Origin of the sequence: Streptomyces sp. NPDC048415 (assembly GCF_040651675.1) — a bacterium.
Classification (GTDB): domain Bacteria; phylum Actinomycetota; class Actinomycetes; order Streptomycetales; family Streptomycetaceae; genus Streptomyces.
The window spans coordinates 1-15326 of the sequence record NZ_JBEZKJ010000044.1 but is presented as its reverse complement, the minus strand read 5'-3'; the positions used below and the strand labels follow the sequence as shown (position 1 = coordinate 15326).

General features: G+C 69.0%; 13 protein-coding genes and 1 pseudogene. 8 read left to right on the top strand and 6 right to left on the bottom strand.

Going from position 1 to position 15326, the window contains the following annotated elements:
- Positions 1–24: 24 nt before the first annotated feature.
- Positions 25–900: a dioxygenase gene (locus AB0D27_RS25905; protein WP_362513220.1), complete on the bottom strand. Its 876-nt coding sequence runs from the start codon at positions 898–900 to the stop codon at positions 25–27.
- Between the two features lie 121 nt (positions 901–1021).
- Here AB0D27_RS25905 and AB0D27_RS25900 point away from each other — a divergent pair, with 121 nt between their 5' ends.
- Together AB0D27_RS25900 and AB0D27_RS25895 are read left to right on the top strand one after the other, a co-directional pair.
- Positions 1022–1906, top strand: coding sequence for a LysR family transcriptional regulator (locus AB0D27_RS25900; RefSeq protein ID WP_362513217.1), 885 nt, complete (start codon positions 1022–1024; stop codon positions 1904–1906).
- A gap of 316 nt (positions 1907–2222) precedes the next feature.
- Positions 2223–2678, top strand: a complete 456-nt coding sequence (locus tag AB0D27_RS25895; RefSeq protein WP_362513214.1) for a hypothetical protein — start codon at positions 2223–2225, stop codon at positions 2676–2678.
- Positions 2679–2722: 44 nt separating this feature from the next.
- On the opposite strand, the gene AB0D27_RS25890 is transcribed toward AB0D27_RS25895, so the two are convergent.
- A complete protein-coding gene (locus AB0D27_RS25890; RefSeq protein WP_362513211.1) occupies positions 2723–3595 on the bottom strand; it encodes an aldo/keto reductase in 873 nt (290 codons plus the stop codon).
- Positions 3596–3667: 72 nt separating this feature from the next.
- On the opposite strand from AB0D27_RS25890, the gene AB0D27_RS25885 reads away from it, so the two are divergent.
- Positions 3668–4603 carry a LysR family transcriptional regulator gene (locus tag AB0D27_RS25885; RefSeq protein ID WP_362513208.1) on the top strand — a complete coding sequence of 312 codons (936 nt, stop codon included), beginning with the start codon at positions 3668–3670 and terminating at the stop codon, positions 4601–4603.
- Between the two features lie 23 nt (positions 4604–4626).
- Here the strand turns inward: AB0D27_RS25885 and AB0D27_RS25880 are convergent, their stop codons facing one another.
- Positions 4627–5595, bottom strand: coding sequence for an aldo/keto reductase (locus tag AB0D27_RS25880; RefSeq protein ID WP_362513205.1), 969 nt, complete (start codon positions 5593–5595; stop codon positions 4627–4629).
- Positions 5596–5804: 209 nt separating this feature from the next.
- On the opposite strand from AB0D27_RS25880, the gene AB0D27_RS25875 reads away from it, so the two are divergent.
- From AB0D27_RS25875 to AB0D27_RS25865, 3 genes are all read left to right on the top strand, one after another.
- The gene (locus AB0D27_RS25875; protein ID WP_362513202.1) at positions 5805–6740 is read left to right on the top strand and encodes a polysaccharide deacetylase family protein; all 936 of its coding nucleotides are present in this window, start codon (positions 5805–5807) and stop codon (positions 6738–6740) included.
- Positions 6741–6973: 233 nt separating this feature from the next.
- Complete coding sequence (locus tag AB0D27_RS25870; protein ID WP_362513199.1) at positions 6974–7450, top strand: DUF1003 domain-containing protein; 477 nt, start codon at positions 6974–6976, stop codon at positions 7448–7450.
- Between the two features lie 140 nt (positions 7451–7590).
- The gene (locus tag AB0D27_RS25865) at positions 7591–10104 is read left to right on the top strand and encodes a lysylphosphatidylglycerol synthase transmembrane domain-containing protein (RefSeq protein ID WP_362513196.1); all 2514 of its coding nucleotides are present in this window, start codon (positions 7591–7593) and stop codon (positions 10102–10104) included.
- 130 nt (positions 10105–10234) lie between these two features.
- Here AB0D27_RS25865 and AB0D27_RS25860 read toward each other — a convergent pair whose 3' ends face one another.
- Positions 10235–11209: an alpha/beta hydrolase gene (locus AB0D27_RS25860; protein ID WP_362513193.1), complete on the bottom strand. Its 975-nt coding sequence runs from the start codon at positions 11207–11209 to the stop codon at positions 10235–10237.
- Positions 11210–11271: 62 nt separating this feature from the next.
- Between AB0D27_RS25860 and AB0D27_RS25855 the strand changes: the two genes are divergently transcribed.
- Positions 11272–11958 carry a transposase gene (locus tag AB0D27_RS25855; RefSeq protein WP_362513190.1) on the top strand — a complete coding sequence of 229 codons (687 nt, stop codon included), beginning with the start codon at positions 11272–11274 and terminating at the stop codon, positions 11956–11958.
- Between the two features lie 463 nt (positions 11959–12421).
- On the opposite strand, the gene AB0D27_RS25850 is transcribed toward AB0D27_RS25855, so the two are convergent.
- Positions 12422–13699: an MFS transporter gene (locus AB0D27_RS25850; protein ID WP_362513188.1), complete on the bottom strand. Its 1278-nt coding sequence runs from the start codon at positions 13697–13699 to the stop codon at positions 12422–12424.
- Positions 13700–13821: 122 nt separating this feature from the next.
- Between AB0D27_RS25850 and AB0D27_RS25845 the strand changes: the two genes are divergently transcribed.
- Entirely contained in the window at positions 13822–14733 is a 912-nt protein-coding gene (locus tag AB0D27_RS25845) for a LysR family transcriptional regulator (protein ID WP_362513185.1), read from the top strand.
- A gap of 291 nt (positions 14734–15024) precedes the next feature.
- Here AB0D27_RS25845 and AB0D27_RS25840 read toward each other — a convergent pair.
- Positions 15025–15326 (bottom strand): annotated as a pseudogene (locus AB0D27_RS25840) (IS630 family transposase); the annotation flags it as partial.

The following is a 15326-nucleotide window of genomic DNA, read 5'->3' as shown; positions in this document are numbered from 1 at the left end:
GCAGGCATGTCCGGCGCGGTGTCGTCACCGTCGGGCCGGGGCCAGGATGAAGGTCCACTCGACGGTCTGGAACGGCTCGGTCATCCTGGTGCCGTCGGGCGCGGTCTCACCGGCCCCGTGCTGGACGAAGTCGGCGATCAGCGAACGCTTGGCGCCGAACACCGCGTCCCGCTCCAGATAGGGGTCGTCGCCGCGGAACAGCATCGTGACGAGCGGTTCGTAGCCCTTGGCGTGGAGCCAGAAGTGGATGTGCTCGGGCCGCATCGGGGAGCGGCCGGCGGCGCGGAGGATCTCGCCGCAGGGTCCGTCGGTCGGCACCGGGTAGTAGCGCGGCACGATCGAGCGGTACGAGAACCGACCGTTGTCGCCCGTGGCCAGGAGAGCCCGCATGGCCGGTTCGCCGTTCAGCTTGTCCGCCTGCTGCACGTCGTAGAAGCCGTCACCGTCGCTGTGCCAGGTGTCCACGTCCGCACCGGCCACGGGCCGTCCCTCGGGGTCCACGACCGTGCCGCTGAAGAACAGGGGCATGCCCGTGACATCGCCGGAGATGTCGGCGCCGTTCTCGGCGCGGGGTCGGCCTTCCACGTAGAACGGTCCGAGCAGGGTGGAGTCGGTGGCGGAGCCGTTGCCGTGATTGATCTGGTCGACCAGCACGCTCAGCCCAAGGATGTCCGAGAGCAGCACGAACTCCTGTCGGGTGGGACTGCAGATGTGACCGACCCGCTCCAGGAAGTCCACGGCAGTGAACCATTCCTCACTGGTGAGGCGGACCTCGCGGGCGAAGTCGTGCAGATGCTGGACAAGCGCCACGAAGACCTCACGCATGCGCTCGTTCGTGGACCCGTCGAAGGTCTGCTGGACGGCGGCTGTGATCGTTTCCTCGGTCAGATCGGTCGACATCGCTCGTCTCCTTCGTTCGCGACAGGTTCCGCGGCCGGTACTGACGAGCATGGCGCGTCCAGTCCATCTCGTCTAACGAAACATCTAGATGCAGGTCATCTCGATGTGAGATAGTCATCGGGTGGATCTACGTCAGCTGGAGTACTTTGTCGCCGTAGCCGAGGAACGCAGCTTCTCTCGCGGTGCCGAGCGGGTCCATGTCGTGCAGTCAGCGGTGTCCACAGCAGTCGCGAAGCTCGAACGCGAGCTCGACATCCAGCTTCTCGACCGCACCAGATACCGGATCAGGCTGAGCCCGGCAGGTGCCGCATTCCTCTCCGAGGCCCGCAGCACCCTCGCCGCGGCCCGGCGCGCGAAGGACTCAGTGACCCGGTACCGGGAGCAGCTCTCCGGCAGTGTTGACCTCGGGACGCTGATGTCCTCCGGGCCGCTCGACCTGCCGGCGGCACTGGGCCAGTTCCACACCCGATATCCCTTGGTGTCGATCCGGCTGCACCAGAGCGTCGCCGGCACTGCCGGGCACCTCGCCGCCGTCGCGGACGGTTCGCTCGACCTCGCCCTGGTCGCGGCGGCCAAGGCACCGAAACAGGTCACCCTTCAACCGATCGCCCGCGAACCCATGGTTCTGCTCTGCCGATCCGACCACCGACTCACCACCCACAGCCAGATGAACGTCGTCGACCTTGCCGAGGAAACATTCGTGCGGTTCGCCGCAGGCTGGGGTATTCGCCGCCAGACCGACGACGCCCTCGCCGTCGCCGGCATCACCCCGGACGCCCCTTACGAGGTGGCCGACTACGACACCGCCGCCGGTCTCGTCCGTAACCGGCTCGGCATCACCCTGATGCCCGCCACGCCGGCCGGCCGGTATCCGGACCTCCGCGCCGTTCCGATCATCCCCACCATCACGTGGACGCTGGCGCTCGCCACCACGGCCCAACTCCCGGTGCCCCCGGCCGCGATGGCGATGGCTGACACCCTCCTCGAGGTGTGCCACCTTCCCTGACCGCCGAGGGCGCTCAGTGCATCACGGCATGGCACCGAAGGCGGGCGGCGTGTGCAAGGCGGTTGGGACTGGGCGCGCGGATTGGCCCGGGGGCGCTTGTGTTGGCGCGAACGCCCGTCAGATGGAAAGCGGTTCTGCGTGAGCGGGCTTGTGTGTCACCGCCGTCCAGGTCATCCGGTGCCGCGTCGGGGTCCGGATCCGGCGAGTACTCCTCCCGAGCACCGTGTCGGCTGCGCGGCCGCCAACAGATAGGTGGTCCGGGTGGTCTCGGGATTGTTCACATCAAGCAGGCCACAGCACGACCCAGCAGCGGGCCATGGCCATCGTGCGGGGATATGCGATTCACCATGCTCCCGCGGTGAAGGCGGCGGTGGATGAGGCGGACGAGCCGGCTCTGGCGGACATGTGCGTCATCGTCGACGGGCTGATGCGCTCCACGCCGGCCATCGCGGGCATCGCGGGTCGGCGCGTTCCCGCCGACCGACTCGTGCATCTGGTCGACGGGGTGAGCTCGGTGGCTCTCCCGCACTACGAGTTCGCGGTATCCGAAGCGGTGCGCGGCTGGGCCCTCGGGGGCGAACCCGCGGGGCGTCAGGTGATCCCGGCGGACACGCTCGGAACCCTCGACGCACTGGCCGCCTGCACAGCGGCTCTGGGGTTGTCCCTGTGGAGCCGTGAGGTGTTCGTCGGTCTGCTCGCTGAATCCGTGCGGGCTGCGGAAGAGCTTGTGACCGACGGGCGCGGCGGCGGTAACCGCGACCGATCCCGCTGACGAGACCTGTCCTCATGCCGGCGTCGGCCGGCATGGGAGTTTCCTCAGACGGTGACAGGCCGAGAAGCGTCCAGCAGGTCCAACTCGCCCGCGGGGATCTGCAGTTCGGTGGCTGCCGCCGAACTGCGGGCGGTCTCCGGACGGCTGGAGCCCGGAATGGGAACCACCACCGGCGACAGAGCGAGCATCCACGCGAGGCACACTTGCTGGGGTGTCGCGTCCAGCTGCTGGGCCACGTAGGTCAACGGGAGATGGCGGGTGCCGAGGCGCCGGGCCCGAGAGATGCCGCCGAGCGGGCTCCAGGGCAGGAATGCGATGCCCAGTTCATGGCACAGGTCGAGTTCAGGACGGCTGGAACGGAACGCCGGTGAGAACTGGTTCTGTACGCTGGCCAGCCTGCCGCCCAGGACCTCCTGAGCGGTGCGGATCTGCTCCGGGTCGGCATTGGAGATGCCCGCGGCAACGATCTTTCCCTCGTCGAGGAGCTCGGCGAGCGCTCCGACCGACTCCGCGTAGGGAATCCGGGGGTCCGGGCGGTGGAACTGGTAAAGGCCGATCGCCTCCACGCCCAGCCGGGCCAGGGACTGTTCGCACGCGCGTTTGATGTACTCAGGTCTTCCGTCGACCGTCCACGAGCCGTCGCCCGGCCGTAGGCTGCCACCCTTGGTGGCGACGAGCACTTCGGACGCAGAGCCGTAGAGGGACAGGGCCTTTGCGATCAGCGTCTCGTTGTGACCGATCTCCTCCGCGCCGACGTGATACGCGTCGGCGGTGTCGATCAGCGTCATTCCGGCATCGAGAGCGGCGTGGACCGTCGCGATCGCGCGACCCACGTCGGGCCTTCCCTCGATGGACAGGGGCATGGCCCCGAGCCCGACGGCGCTCACTTCGAACGGTCCGATGCGGCGGGTCTGCACGATGGATCACTCCTTCAATTGAATTGCAAAATCGATGGATTTGCTTTCATTCATTGAATAAGGTTGTCAATCATGGAACTTCGTCATTTGGAGTACTTCGTCGCCGTCGCCGAGGAACGGCATTTCACCCGCGCCGCCGAGCGGCTGCTGGTGTCGCAGTCGGGTCTGTCGGCCTCGGTGCGTTCCCTGGAAAAGGAACTGGGCGCCCAGCTCTTCCGGCGCAACACCCGCAGCGTCGATCTGACCGAGGCGGGCCGGGCGCTGCTCGACGAGGCCCGCCGCACCCTCGCTGGTGCGCGAGCCGCGAAGGACGCGGTCGCCGCCGTGCAGGGGCTCCTGCGCGGCACCTTGGCCATCGGCACCGAGCAGTGCCTCGGCGCGGTTCATGTGTCTGCTCTGCTGGCCGGCTTCCGTGGCCGGCACCCCGGTGTGGAGATCCACATGCGGCAGGACGGCTCACAGGCCCTGGCGGAGGATGTCGCCGCCGGCCAACTCGACCTGGCGTTCGTCGCGTTGAGCGGCCTGCCCCCGGTCGGAGTGCGTCTCCTGCCGCTGTCGACGGAACCGATGGTCCTCGTGTGCCACCCGGCTCATCCTTTGGCGGGACGCGGAGAAGTGGAGTGGAAGGAACTGGACGGCGAGACCTTCGTGGACTTCGCTCCCGACTGGGGTGCGCGTGCCGTCACCAGTCGCGCCTTCACCGAGGCCGGGTGCCATCGAGTCGTCGCTCTGCAGGTCAACGATGTGCACAGTCTGCTGGACCTGGTCGGACACGGACTCGGAGTGGCCCTCGTGCCCCGGCACATTGCGGACAAGCCCCAGGCAGACACTCTGAGCGTCGTGCGCCTGGCCGACGCAGACACCGCTGTCTGGCGGTCTTCGGTCGCCCTGCCGGATCTGGCACGGACTGCGCCGGCCGCGCGGCAGCTGTTGAGCATGGTGCCCGGCCTCGATCGCGCCCCGAGCCCGGAGTACAGCGTTCCGGGAGGCGGACCGCTGCGTCCCTAGCCCTCAGGAGTCAGCGCCGAGCATCACAACACCCCCTCGGGCGTCGCGCCCTCGACGGAGACGGCGTCGGCCGTGAGCTCGTCGATGAGGGAGAGGTCCTCGGCGCTCAGCTCCACGTCGGCGGCCGCGGCGCTGGCCCGGATATTGGCACTGCTGCGCGCGCCGACGATGGCCACGTGCACGCCCGGCCGTGCGAGCACCCACGCGATCGCCAGCTGACTGACCGTGATCCCGCGCTTCTCGGCGAAGTCCGCAAGTCGCCGTACGACGGCCAGGTTGCGCTTCAAGGTGTCCCCGGTGAACGCACTGGACTTGGCGCGCCAGTCGCTCTCCTCGAACGAGGTGCTCTCGTCGAACCGGCCGGTGAGCAGACCGCTGGCGAGGGGGCTGTACGCCAGAACACCGATGTTGTGCTCGATCGTGTAGGGCAAAACCTCCGCCTCGATGCCGCGGCGGAAGAGGTGATACGGAGGCTGCAAGGTCTGCACCGGGCGGACCGCGGCGAATTCGGCCATCTGCCGGGCGTCGTAGTTGGACACGCCGACAAAGCGGATCTTGCCTTCGTCGACCAGCTCCTGGAGCGCACCGGCCGTCTCGACGGCGGTCACGTCCGGGTCCGGCCAGTGCACCTGGTAGAGGTCGATCGTCTCCACTCCCAGGCTGCGCAGGCTCTGCTCCACGCCCTGGCGCAGGTAGGCGGCGGACGCGTCACGCCCGCCCTCCGGCAGGACGCCGCCCTTGGTGGCGATCACCACGCTGTCCCTGTCCCCGGCGATCTCCTTGCGCAAGGCCCTGCCCAGGACACGCTCCGAGGCACCGAACCCGTAGGCCTGGGCGGTGTCGAAGAAGTTGATCCCGAGCTCGCGGGCTTCGCGGATGGCCCTGATGGCCCCGTCCTCGTCGAACGTCCCCCACTGCCCTCCCAGTTGCCAGGTACCGAAGGCAATGCGGGAGACCCGAAGCCCCGTCGAACCGAGCGTGACCGATCGCATGGCGTGTTACTCCTCATCATGTGATGTTGTGGTGCCACTCCATGCTCACGCCGGCCGGGGCCTTCGGTCCAACAGAAGAAAGCGAACGCGGCGATCAGCGGAGTTTCTTAATCCACGGCCGGGTCACCATTCGGGCGCCTGCCGGGTTGAGTGGATGGGGGGAACCGACGCAACTCGCTGATCTGCGGAAATATGGAGCTGGCCCGCCGTTGTCGCTGCGGTACGGGCTCAAGGGAGGGCACCGGTCGGCCGATGGCGATGGCATGGAAACGCGTTCTCTCGTCGTCCCACGCCGTCTTGTGTTCCGCCGCCTGCTCGGGGTGGCCGCCGGGCTGTTCGCTGTCCGTTGGGCGGTGGTGCCCAGGCCCCTGACCATGGCGGCCAAGGGGTTTTCGCCGCGCCTGGCGGCGACTGCGGACGACGAGGGTTTGCGGGCGCTGTTCGGATCGGAGAACCGTGTGATCCGTACGCGCAAACGAGTGGTCGCGGTGACGTTCAACGCGGCCTGGAACGACGCCGGCCTGGACCGCATCCTCGGTGAGCTCTCCCAGCGGTGTAAACCTGCCACGTTCTTCCTGACCGGCGACTTCGCCGACCGATATCCCCAGGTGGTGAAGAGGATCGCGGCAGCGGGACACGGGCTGGGCAATCACTCATACAGCCACCCCTACTTCAAGGACCTGACCGCAGCTGGAAGACGCCGCGAGGTCCGGGCAGCGGACCAGGCCCTGCGTGCGGCTGGAGCAGGAGAGGCCCTGACCCCGTTCTTCCGGTTTCCCTACAGCGAGACCAGTCCTGACCAGATCAGGGAAGTCAACGGGCTGGGGTTCGCGGACATCGAATTCACCACCGACACCAACGGGTGGATGGGCGCCGAGGGCGGCATGACCGTGGACGGCGCGGTGCGCAGGGCGCTGGACGCCCTGCGCCCAGGGGCGATCCTGCAGATGCACGCTGGCGTGCCTGACGGCCACAGCGAGGTGATCGACGCCCAGGCCCTGCCGCGGATCCTTGCTGCGATCACTGCCCGTGGCTATACCGTCATCGACCTCCGCACCGTTCTCACATCCGCCGCCTACCCCGGCTCGACCGCGGAGAGAGGCCTGCGGGCAATCGCGCCCTACCCGGTGGTTGAAGGCTCCTGACCAGCCCCACCTCAGCGTTCAGCGTGGAAAGGCGGACGGACGACCGTTTCCTCACCTCACGAGGCGCATTTCGTCGGTTATCCGATGGCGGCAGGGGGTGCTCGTCGTCGGTGACACCCCCCAAATCGTGGTCAACAATGCCGTTGCTGTCGACACCGCGATGCCGCGCAGTACCCCCTGCGCCGCCGTACGCTGACGACGATTCCTCGTCGGACACCGGGCAGGGAGAGGCCATGGGCACTGCACCGAAGCGGCCGGGCGTACGGATCGTCAACGAACAAGACGTTCTCGCGCGCATGCGCGGGACCCAGGACAGGATCGCGGACGCGATCACCGCCTTCTCCGGGACCATGACGTTCGTGTATCTGCACGCCGCCTGGTTCATGGTGTGGATCGGGTGCAACGAAGGGGTCTTCGGTGACGGGGCGATCTGGGATCCGTTCCCTTTCGGACTGCTCACCATGATCGTCAGCCTGGAGGCCATCTTTCTGTCCACCTTCGTCATGGTGAGCCAGAACCGCCAGGCCGCCCGTGAGAACGTCCGCGCCGACCTGGACTTCGAGACCAACGTGCGCTCCGAGGTGTGGTCGATCCACATGGGCCGCGCCCTCGGCGTCGACCCAGTGGAGGTCGAGCGGCGCGTCCAGGAGATGCTCGCGGAGAACCGCGCCCGCCTGGACGGGACCGCCCGGCCTCCCCAGGGAGGCTGAAGGCCGGGGATCCCACGGTGTCGTCGCCGTACGCGGGCCGCCGCCGCGTGGAAGCATGGAGGTATGTCCGGTCGAGCCGGACCTGTGCACCGAGGGAGTGAGCGCATGGGTCGTTCTCGCACCTCAGCCGGCGGCCCGACATGACCGACCACCACGGCTCGCTGCTCTCCTCCGACCTCGTGGGCACGCCGGAGGGCGGGGCCGCGCCCGATGTCGATGCCCCCGCGACGCACGACGTGCGGCGGGCGGTCGACGTGCTGCGCCTGCTGGTGTCCCTGACCGCGCTCGGACTAACGGTCCTGCTCGCGGTCGCCACCCGTGACTTCGCCCGCAAGGCCCAGCAGGGCCTGCTCTCCGCGGCCACCGCGCTGTCACCGGGGCTGCGTGACGGCCTCGTCGGCACGGTGCAGGCAATCGCCATGCTGGCGCCGGTCGCCGCCTTGGTCGTCCTCGCCGTGGGGCGGCGCATCGACGCGGTGCTGCGCGTGCTGCCCGCCGCGGCACTGGGCGCCGCGATCGCCTGGACACTCACCCGGCTCGCGCTGGCCGGCAGCCGCCCCGAGCTGTGGCCGGAGGTCCTGGTGGGCCGCGGCGGGCTAGTGCAGGCGGGCTGGCCGTCGGCGGTGTACCTGGCGGCCTGCGCCTCGGCGGTCGTCGCCGCGGGGCCCTGGCTGGCACGGCCATGGCGGCGGGCCCTGTGGGCTCTGATCGTCGGCTGTGCCGCACTCGGCGTGCTGGCCGCCTCGCTCGTCGCGCTGGACGCGTTCGGTGCCCTCGCCGTGGGCGGCACCGCAGGATCGGCCGTTTTGCTCATGGCCGGCGGCCCGTCCGACCGCCCGCCGCCCCAGGCCGTCGCGGACGCGCTCGTCGCCTGCGGCATCCCGCTCGCCGCCCTGCGCGAACTGCCGACCGAGCGGCAGCTTGCGGGCGAGGGGATGCTCTACGGCGCCGAGACCACCGAGGGTGCGCGGCTCACCGTACGCGTCCTTGCCGCCGAGGACCGTAACCGCGACCTGTTCCACCGGCTCGCCCGGCGCCTGCTGCTGCGCCGCCCCGCCGACCCCGGCGAGCAGACGCCGGTCGGCGCAGCCGAGCACGAACTGCTCATGCTGGTCTTCGCCGGCCGCACCGGCGCCCGGGTCGCTGAACCCGTCATCGCCTATCCCGTGACCGGCTCGGGCGCGCTCCTGGTGACCGTCGGGCAGGACACCCTCCCGCTGGCGGCACTTCGCGACGAGGAGTGGACCGACGCGCTGCTCGGCGCGGTGTGGACGTCGGTGGCACGCCTGCAGGAACATCGGCTGGCGCACCGGGCGTTGCGCCCCGAGCACATTGTGGTCGACCCGGACGGCAAGCCCCGGCTGACCGCCTTCGCGCGGGCGCAGCTCAATGCGCCGCCCGGGGTCCTCGGGGCCGATCTGGCCGAACTCCTCGCCACGATCGCCGTACGGGTTGGCCCGAGCCGCGCCACGGCCTGCGCGCTGGCCGGCCTCGGCCCGAAGACGCTGGCGACAGCCCTGCCGTATCTGCAACCGCTCGCCCTGGTCGGCCCCTCAAGACGCGAGGTGGCCCGCTACGACCAGGCCCGCGCCCGCGAGGCCGCGAAGGGCGCCCGGCGGCGCACCCTGCGTCCAGGCGGCCGACCGAACCTGATGCACGACCTCGCTGACGAGGTGCGCACGGCGTGCGAAGCCCCGGCGGCCAAGCCGGCCCAGCTCGCCCGATTCACCTGGAAGAACGTCTTCGGGCTGGTGGGCGCGTTCCTGGTGCTCCACCTGGTGCTGCCGCAGCTCGCCAACGCCCCGGCTGCGCTCGGCGCACTGCGCGGCGCCGACTGGTGGTGGCTGCTTGCGGTCGTGCCCGTCACGTTCATCTCGCAGGCGTTCTCGACCTGCGTGCAGCTGGGCAGCGTCCCCGGGCGGCTGCCCTTCCGGCCCACGTATCAGGTGCAGTTCGCGAGCAGTTTCCTGAACCGGATCACCCCGGGCAACGTCGGTGGCATGGCGCTGAACCTGCGCTATCTGCAGAAGACCGGGATCGAGACCGGGGCGGCTACAGCCTCCATCGGGGTGCAGAGCCTGGCCGGGGCGGTCTCCAACACCGTGGTCGCCGCCGTATTCTTCGCTGCGGCCGGACAGCACCACGGTGGGGTGCATCTGGACGTGCCCGCTGGTAAATACGCCCTGCCCGTGATCGCACTCGTACTGGCCGCCGGGGGGCTGCTCGGCCTCACCCCGCCTGGCCGCCGCTTCCTGCGTGAGAAGGTCTGGCCGTTTTTGCGCGCGGCCGCCTCCACGCTGACCGGCATCGCCACCAACCCCACCAAACTCGCCGTTGGAGTCGTCGGCGCGCTCGGCCTGCCGCTCGTCCAGATCGTCGGCCTCGCGCTGAGCCTCCATGCGCTCGGCGGCGCCCTCCCCTTCGTGCAGGTGGGCGCCGCCTACATGGCGGCCCGCCTGCTCGCCAATGCGGCCCCTGTCCCCGGCGGCCTCGGAGCCTTCGAGGCCGGCCTCATCGCCGCCCTGACCGCCCTCGGTGTTCCGGCCGGCCCGGCCACCTCCGCGGTCCTGGTCTACCGGCTGCTCACCTTTTGGCTGAACGTTCCGCTGGGCGGGATCGCCCTGGGATTCGTACAGCGACGGGGGTACGTGTGAGGCGTACAGGGGCCGCTCCGCCCGTGGTGTTTACACGGACCGGTCTGCCCCTGTCCGCCGGGATCTCGGGAGCGACACGCTCATCGGCGAAGTAGGAACCGCCGAGGCGTCACCACGGACATCCTCACTGTCAGTCGTGCAGGGCGGTCTTGAGTGCGTCGATGGCGAGGTGACGAGCGACCTTGGTGGCGTTGGTGTCACGCAGGAGGTCCAGCATCAGGAAGTCGTGGACCATGCCCAGAACGCGGACCGCGGTGACGTCGACGCCGGCTTCACGCAGCTTGGCCGCGTAGGCCTCACCCTCGTCACGCAGGACGTCGGCCTCGTCGGTGATGACCAGGGTCGGGGGCAGGCCGCGCAGCTGGTCGATGCTGGCCCGCAGCGGCGAAGCGTAGGGCTCGGCGCGCTGGGCGGCATTGGTGGTGTACTGGTCCCAGAACCAGATCATTCCGTCCCGGGTCAGGTAGTCCCCGTCCGCGAACTGCAGGTAGGACGGGGTGTCGAAGTCGGCGTTGGTGACGGGGTAGAGCAGGACCTGGCAGCCGACCCGAACATCATCGCCCCTGTCCTTGGCCATCAGGGCGAGGGCCGCGGACATGTTTCCGCCCACGGAGTCGCCACACACGGCGAGGCGCGAGGCGTCTAGGCCGTGCTGGGCGCCTTCGCTGACCGACCATTGGGCCACGGCGTAGTTCTGCTCGATCTGAGTGGGGTACTTGGCCTCGGGGGCCCGGTCGTAGACGGGGAAGACCGCAGCCGCGCCGGCGCCGACGGCGAGTTCGCGTACGAGGCGGTCGTGGGTGTTCTCGTCGCCAAACACCCACCCGGCTCCGTGGATGTAGAGGATGACCGGAAGCGTCCCAGAGATGCCGCGCGGGCGCACGATGCGGGTGCGTACCTGCCCCCACCTGCCGGCGTCGACGGTCACCCACTCCTCCTCGACGTCGGGTTTCGCGACACCTTCTCCGGTCTGCAGGCCGGAGAGGATGTCACGGCCCTGATCCGGCGGCACCTCGTAGATCCGCGGGTGCGGCGAGGTCGCCTCGGCAAGGTCCTTCGCCGCGGGCTCCAGGACTGGAGTGGGAGGGGGAAGCACTGCAGTCATGCTGACCTTCCTTTCCCTACAGGGTGGGGGCAACAACGACGCCAGATGCAGCATTTGCACATATGTATGAATCCTTGATCAGGATAGCGAGGCGGCGGCACACCCGCGATCGCACCGGTCCGTTCCCTGGGTGGGCAGAGGAAGGACAACGGCAACGTGCTGATGAACACGGCACGCCCCCTGTGCACACCGGGCACTGCAACCCGAATGGATCGACCCGTTCGAGAAACCGCACGGCACGGTGGATCGCGGCGTACAGATCGACCGTGGATTCGGTGGTACCAGTGCCCCGTTACCACGCCGAGCGCTTCGATGTCGACGGTCAGGCGGACGTGATCCGGCTTGTCACCAGTCTGACGGACCATGAGGAGTGTCCGGCCGCCGAACTCGCCACCTTGTATGCCCGGCGCTGGGAGATCGAGATCGTCTTCGACGAGATCAAGACTCACCAGCGGGGCAGACCGGTCCTGCGCTCGCAGACCCCGGACGGTGTCAGGCAGGAGATCTATGCCCACCTGATCGTCCACCACGCGACTCGCGACCTGCTCAACGATGTGGCCCGGATCGCGCAGACTTCCGCTGAGCGGACATCGTTTACCCGGGCCCTGCATGTTGTCCGCCGTTCGGTGATCACGCCGAGCGGCTTTTCCCCCCCTCGGCCCGAAAGCATGACCGCCTTCTCGGCCTCGCCGAGATTCGCTGGTCCCTCCTGCCCCGACGACGCTCACGCGACTGCCCCCGCAAATTGAAGTCGTCGATCACCCCGTTCAGCAGCAAGACCCCCGACGAACCTGCTAGCCACCGCCGCCCACCAGCCGTCATCACCGTGAACCACAGATGGCAGTAACCACCAAAAGCAACGGCATTGTCATGGTCAACAGGGGGAAGCAGTCATTCCGGACCCGGAAGCCGGGAGCCCCGTTGCGGGGCCCCAGAAAAGGTAGTGGGGGAGGTGCGGCGATGACGGCCGCGCCCGGCGATCGCATCTGCGGCGGACACGGGCGCATCGCCGTCGGCGGGTTGCCCACGGTGTCGACCCGTGCCGAGATCTGCCGTCGACGTCCTGTTCCGTGTGGTGATCCGAGAGATGGTGGACCGAGGCATCGGTATTCCTTTCCGTTGGAATCGTCCGAGGGTTCCCCGGCCTTGGCGAACCTGCGGGTGGCCATGGCCGTACGCCCTTCGGGTGCGGATGTACTCAGAGGGCCACGGCTATTCGTGCCGAACCGGCATCTCGCTCCGGGCATGCTCTGCGCTCACTACACGGGTGGACAGCACCACGGCGATGGCCACGACCACCACGAACACCAGCATCACCGTGCGGGCGGCCACGTACTGGGTGGCGATTCCCAGGCCCATGACGGGCACCGACAGTCCGATGTACGCGCCGAGGAAGAAGCCGGCGAGCACCTCGGCGCGGGACTCCGGTGGGGCGCTCGACCCGGCGGCGGTGAGCGCGCCGCGGAAGGCCAGGCCCCCACCGGCGCCGCTGATGAGTCCGCCGATCACGAACATCGTCAGGCTGGGCAGCCACATCCCGCCCGCGAGGAGGGCGAGGCCCGGGATGAGGATCAGCGGGCCGACGCGGAGAGTGCGGTGCCAGTCGGCTCGACCCATCGCGATCTGGGCGACAGCGCCCGCGGCGAACGCGATGAAGGCCACGGCGCCGGCTACCGCGTGCGAGCTCTGATGCATCGTGCCGGCCAGGAACGTCGGAGCCAGGGAGTTGAACACGCCGTAGACGGCGAACGCGGCCATGCCCGCGGCGGTGGCTGCGATGAACATCCGGCGAGCGTGCCCCGGCACCGCGACGCGCTGCGGCCGGTACCGCGGCGCGGGGACCGGGCGGTCGGCGGTCTCCGGCGCGACCGCGACCAGTACGGCCAGCACGAACAGGACGGCCCCGAACAGGATGTAGGGCAGCCGCAACGGCCCGGGCGCGTACTGGGCCAGGACTCCGGAGACCAGTGGCCCGACGCCGATCCCACCCAGATTGGCCGCGGTGGCCACCACCTGGGCGCGGCGCGGCGAGCCCCCTTCGCCGCCTGACGCTCCGAGGTGCAGTTCGGCAAGGTAGGCGGTGGCCGTCGCGGTCGTCAGGCCGATGGATATCCCGCTGATGATCCGGGCCACCAGGAGTCCGGGCAGGCTCGGCGCCGACAGGAAGATCAGCGCGCTGACCACGTTGACCAGCAGCGCGGGCACGAACACCCACTTGCGACCCACCCAGTCGGACACGTGGCCGCCGAAGAACAGGCTGGCGATCACTCCGACCGCGTACACCGCGTAGACGACCGTCAGCATGATCGTGGAGAAATGATCGCGCTGCTGGTACAGCACGTACAGCGGCGTCGGCACTGCCGAGAATCCCATGTTCGCCAGGAAGGCCACCGTGGCGGCCCAGAATCCGAACGAATGGTGCCGGCGTCGCCGCGCGTGCGTATGAGCGCGCCCGACCTGTTCGCGTGTGGCAGTGATGGCGGAAGACATGAAGTGGTTCCTTGTCGCTTGCCCGATGAATGGGCGCGGTCTGGTTGCCACGCCCGGCCCGTTCAGCGTCCGTCCGTCACGGTTATGCTGTCCAACGAAGAATCTTCATCACAGTCATGAATGTGGGGCATGACGTGGAGCTGCGGCATCTGGAGCACTTCGTGGCCGTGGCCGAGGAGCGCAGCTTCACCCGCGCCGCGGCCCGCATGCACCTTGTGCAGTCGGCGCTGTCCGTCTCGATCCGGTCGCTGGAACGCGAACTCGGAGGCCGGCTGTTCAATCGCACCACCCACTACGTCGAACTCACCGACGCCGGTCGGGCGCTTCTCATCGAGGCGCGCAACGCACTGGCCGCGGTGGACGCCGCCCGGGACGCCGTCGCGGCCGCGCACGGCGGACTCCGCGGCACCGTTCGGGTCGGCATCATGCACTCGATGACACTGATCGACCTGGCCGCCGTACTGACGCGATATCACCAGGAACGACCGCAGGTGCAGATCGTCCCGAGCGCTGCCCAGGGCGGATCCACGGAGCTGGCCGACCAGGTGATCGACGGCCGGCTCGATCTGGCCTTCGCCGCCTTCCCCAGCGACTATCCAGCCGGTCTGACGGTGCATCCGCTGGCCTCCGAGCCGATGCTGCTCGCCTGCCCGGAGGACCACCCGCTCGCCCGGCGTCGCGTCGTCCCGCTCACCGAACTCGACGGCGAGCCGTTCGTGGACTTTCCGCCGGGATGGGGCACCCGGCTCAGCGTCGACCGGCTGTTCCTGGAATCCGGGGTGCGACGGCTGGTCACCGTCGAAGTGGCCGACGTCCCCACGGTCGTGGAACTGGTCAGAGCGGGTTTCGGCTTCGCGTTTCTGAGCGAATCGCTGACCGTCGGTTCCCGCGCGGTCGCCCTTCGGCCGGTGCAGCCGGAACCAGCGTTCGTGATCTCGCTCATCACGGCGGCCGACCGCCGTCCGTCCGCTGCGGCCCAGGCACTCATCGACCTCGTGCTGAGCACTTTCGTCGGCCGCCGACCGGACGCCTGATCAGGCCGGCCGCCCGACGCCGTTCCCGCAATGGCGGACCGGGCTGCACGGGTGGACGCCCAAGCGGGGGTGCGCACGTCGCGCAAGATGCGCGGAGGGAAGCCGCGACCCCCCTTCGGTGGATGAGACGAACTGGCGCCCACCGGCTGCGTATCTCTCAACGGGCTCTGGCCCACTTCGTGCGGTCGCGTACACAGGGTGGCTGTTGATCTTCGTCTAATGGTGGTTTTAGTGGTCGTAGGCGTTCAGCGCGCGCATGACTGGCTGGCCGCGCATGAAGCTAGTGCCGCATCAGGCAACGTTTGCCCTGTCCACGAGGGCGCGTAGGTGCCGGTCGTCGGCGTGGCGGTTTCGCCAGATGATGTAGCGGCGGATCATGCTGCCCTGTTCCTTGTGGTTGGCGTGGTCGGTGCCGTCGAGGGTGAAGTAACGCAGGGCGGTGAACTGGGCCTCGATGCGGTTGAGCCAGGAGCTGTTGGTGGGGGTGTAGGCGATCTCGACGTTGTTTGTGGTGGCCCAGGTGCCGACCCGCTGGCACCTCTTCGTGGTCAGGTGCGGGGAGAAGTTGTCACAGACGATCGCGATGCGGACCT

Coding starts and splice junctions, on each gene's coding strand:
- AB0D27_RS25905 (WP_362513220.1), bottom strand. CDS start 900: ATGTCGACCGATCTGACCGAGGAAACGATCACAGCCGCCGTCCAGCAG.
- AB0D27_RS25895 (WP_362513214.1), top strand. CDS start 2,223: ATGGCCATCGTGCGGGGATATGCGATTCACCATGCTCCCGCGGTGAAG.
- AB0D27_RS25885 (WP_362513208.1), top strand. CDS start 3,668: ATGGAACTTCGTCATTTGGAGTACTTCGTCGCCGTCGCCGAGGAACGG.
- AB0D27_RS25880 (WP_362513205.1), bottom strand. CDS start 5,595: ATGCGATCGGTCACGCTCGGTTCGACGGGGCTTCGGGTCTCCCGCATT.
- AB0D27_RS25870 (WP_362513199.1), top strand. CDS start 6,974: ATGGGCACTGCACCGAAGCGGCCGGGCGTACGGATCGTCAACGAACAA.
- AB0D27_RS25865 (WP_362513196.1), top strand. CDS start 7,591: ATGACCGACCACCACGGCTCGCTGCTCTCCTCCGACCTCGTGGGCACG.
- AB0D27_RS25860 (WP_362513193.1), bottom strand. CDS start 11,209: ATGACTGCAGTGCTTCCCCCTCCCACTCCAGTCCTGGAGCCCGCGGCG.
- AB0D27_RS25855 (WP_362513190.1), top strand. CDS start 11,272: ATGTATGAATCCTTGATCAGGATAGCGAGGCGGCGGCACACCCGCGAT.
- AB0D27_RS25850 (WP_362513188.1), bottom strand. CDS start 13,699: ATGTCTTCCGCCATCACTGCCACACGCGAACAGGTCGGGCGCGCTCAT.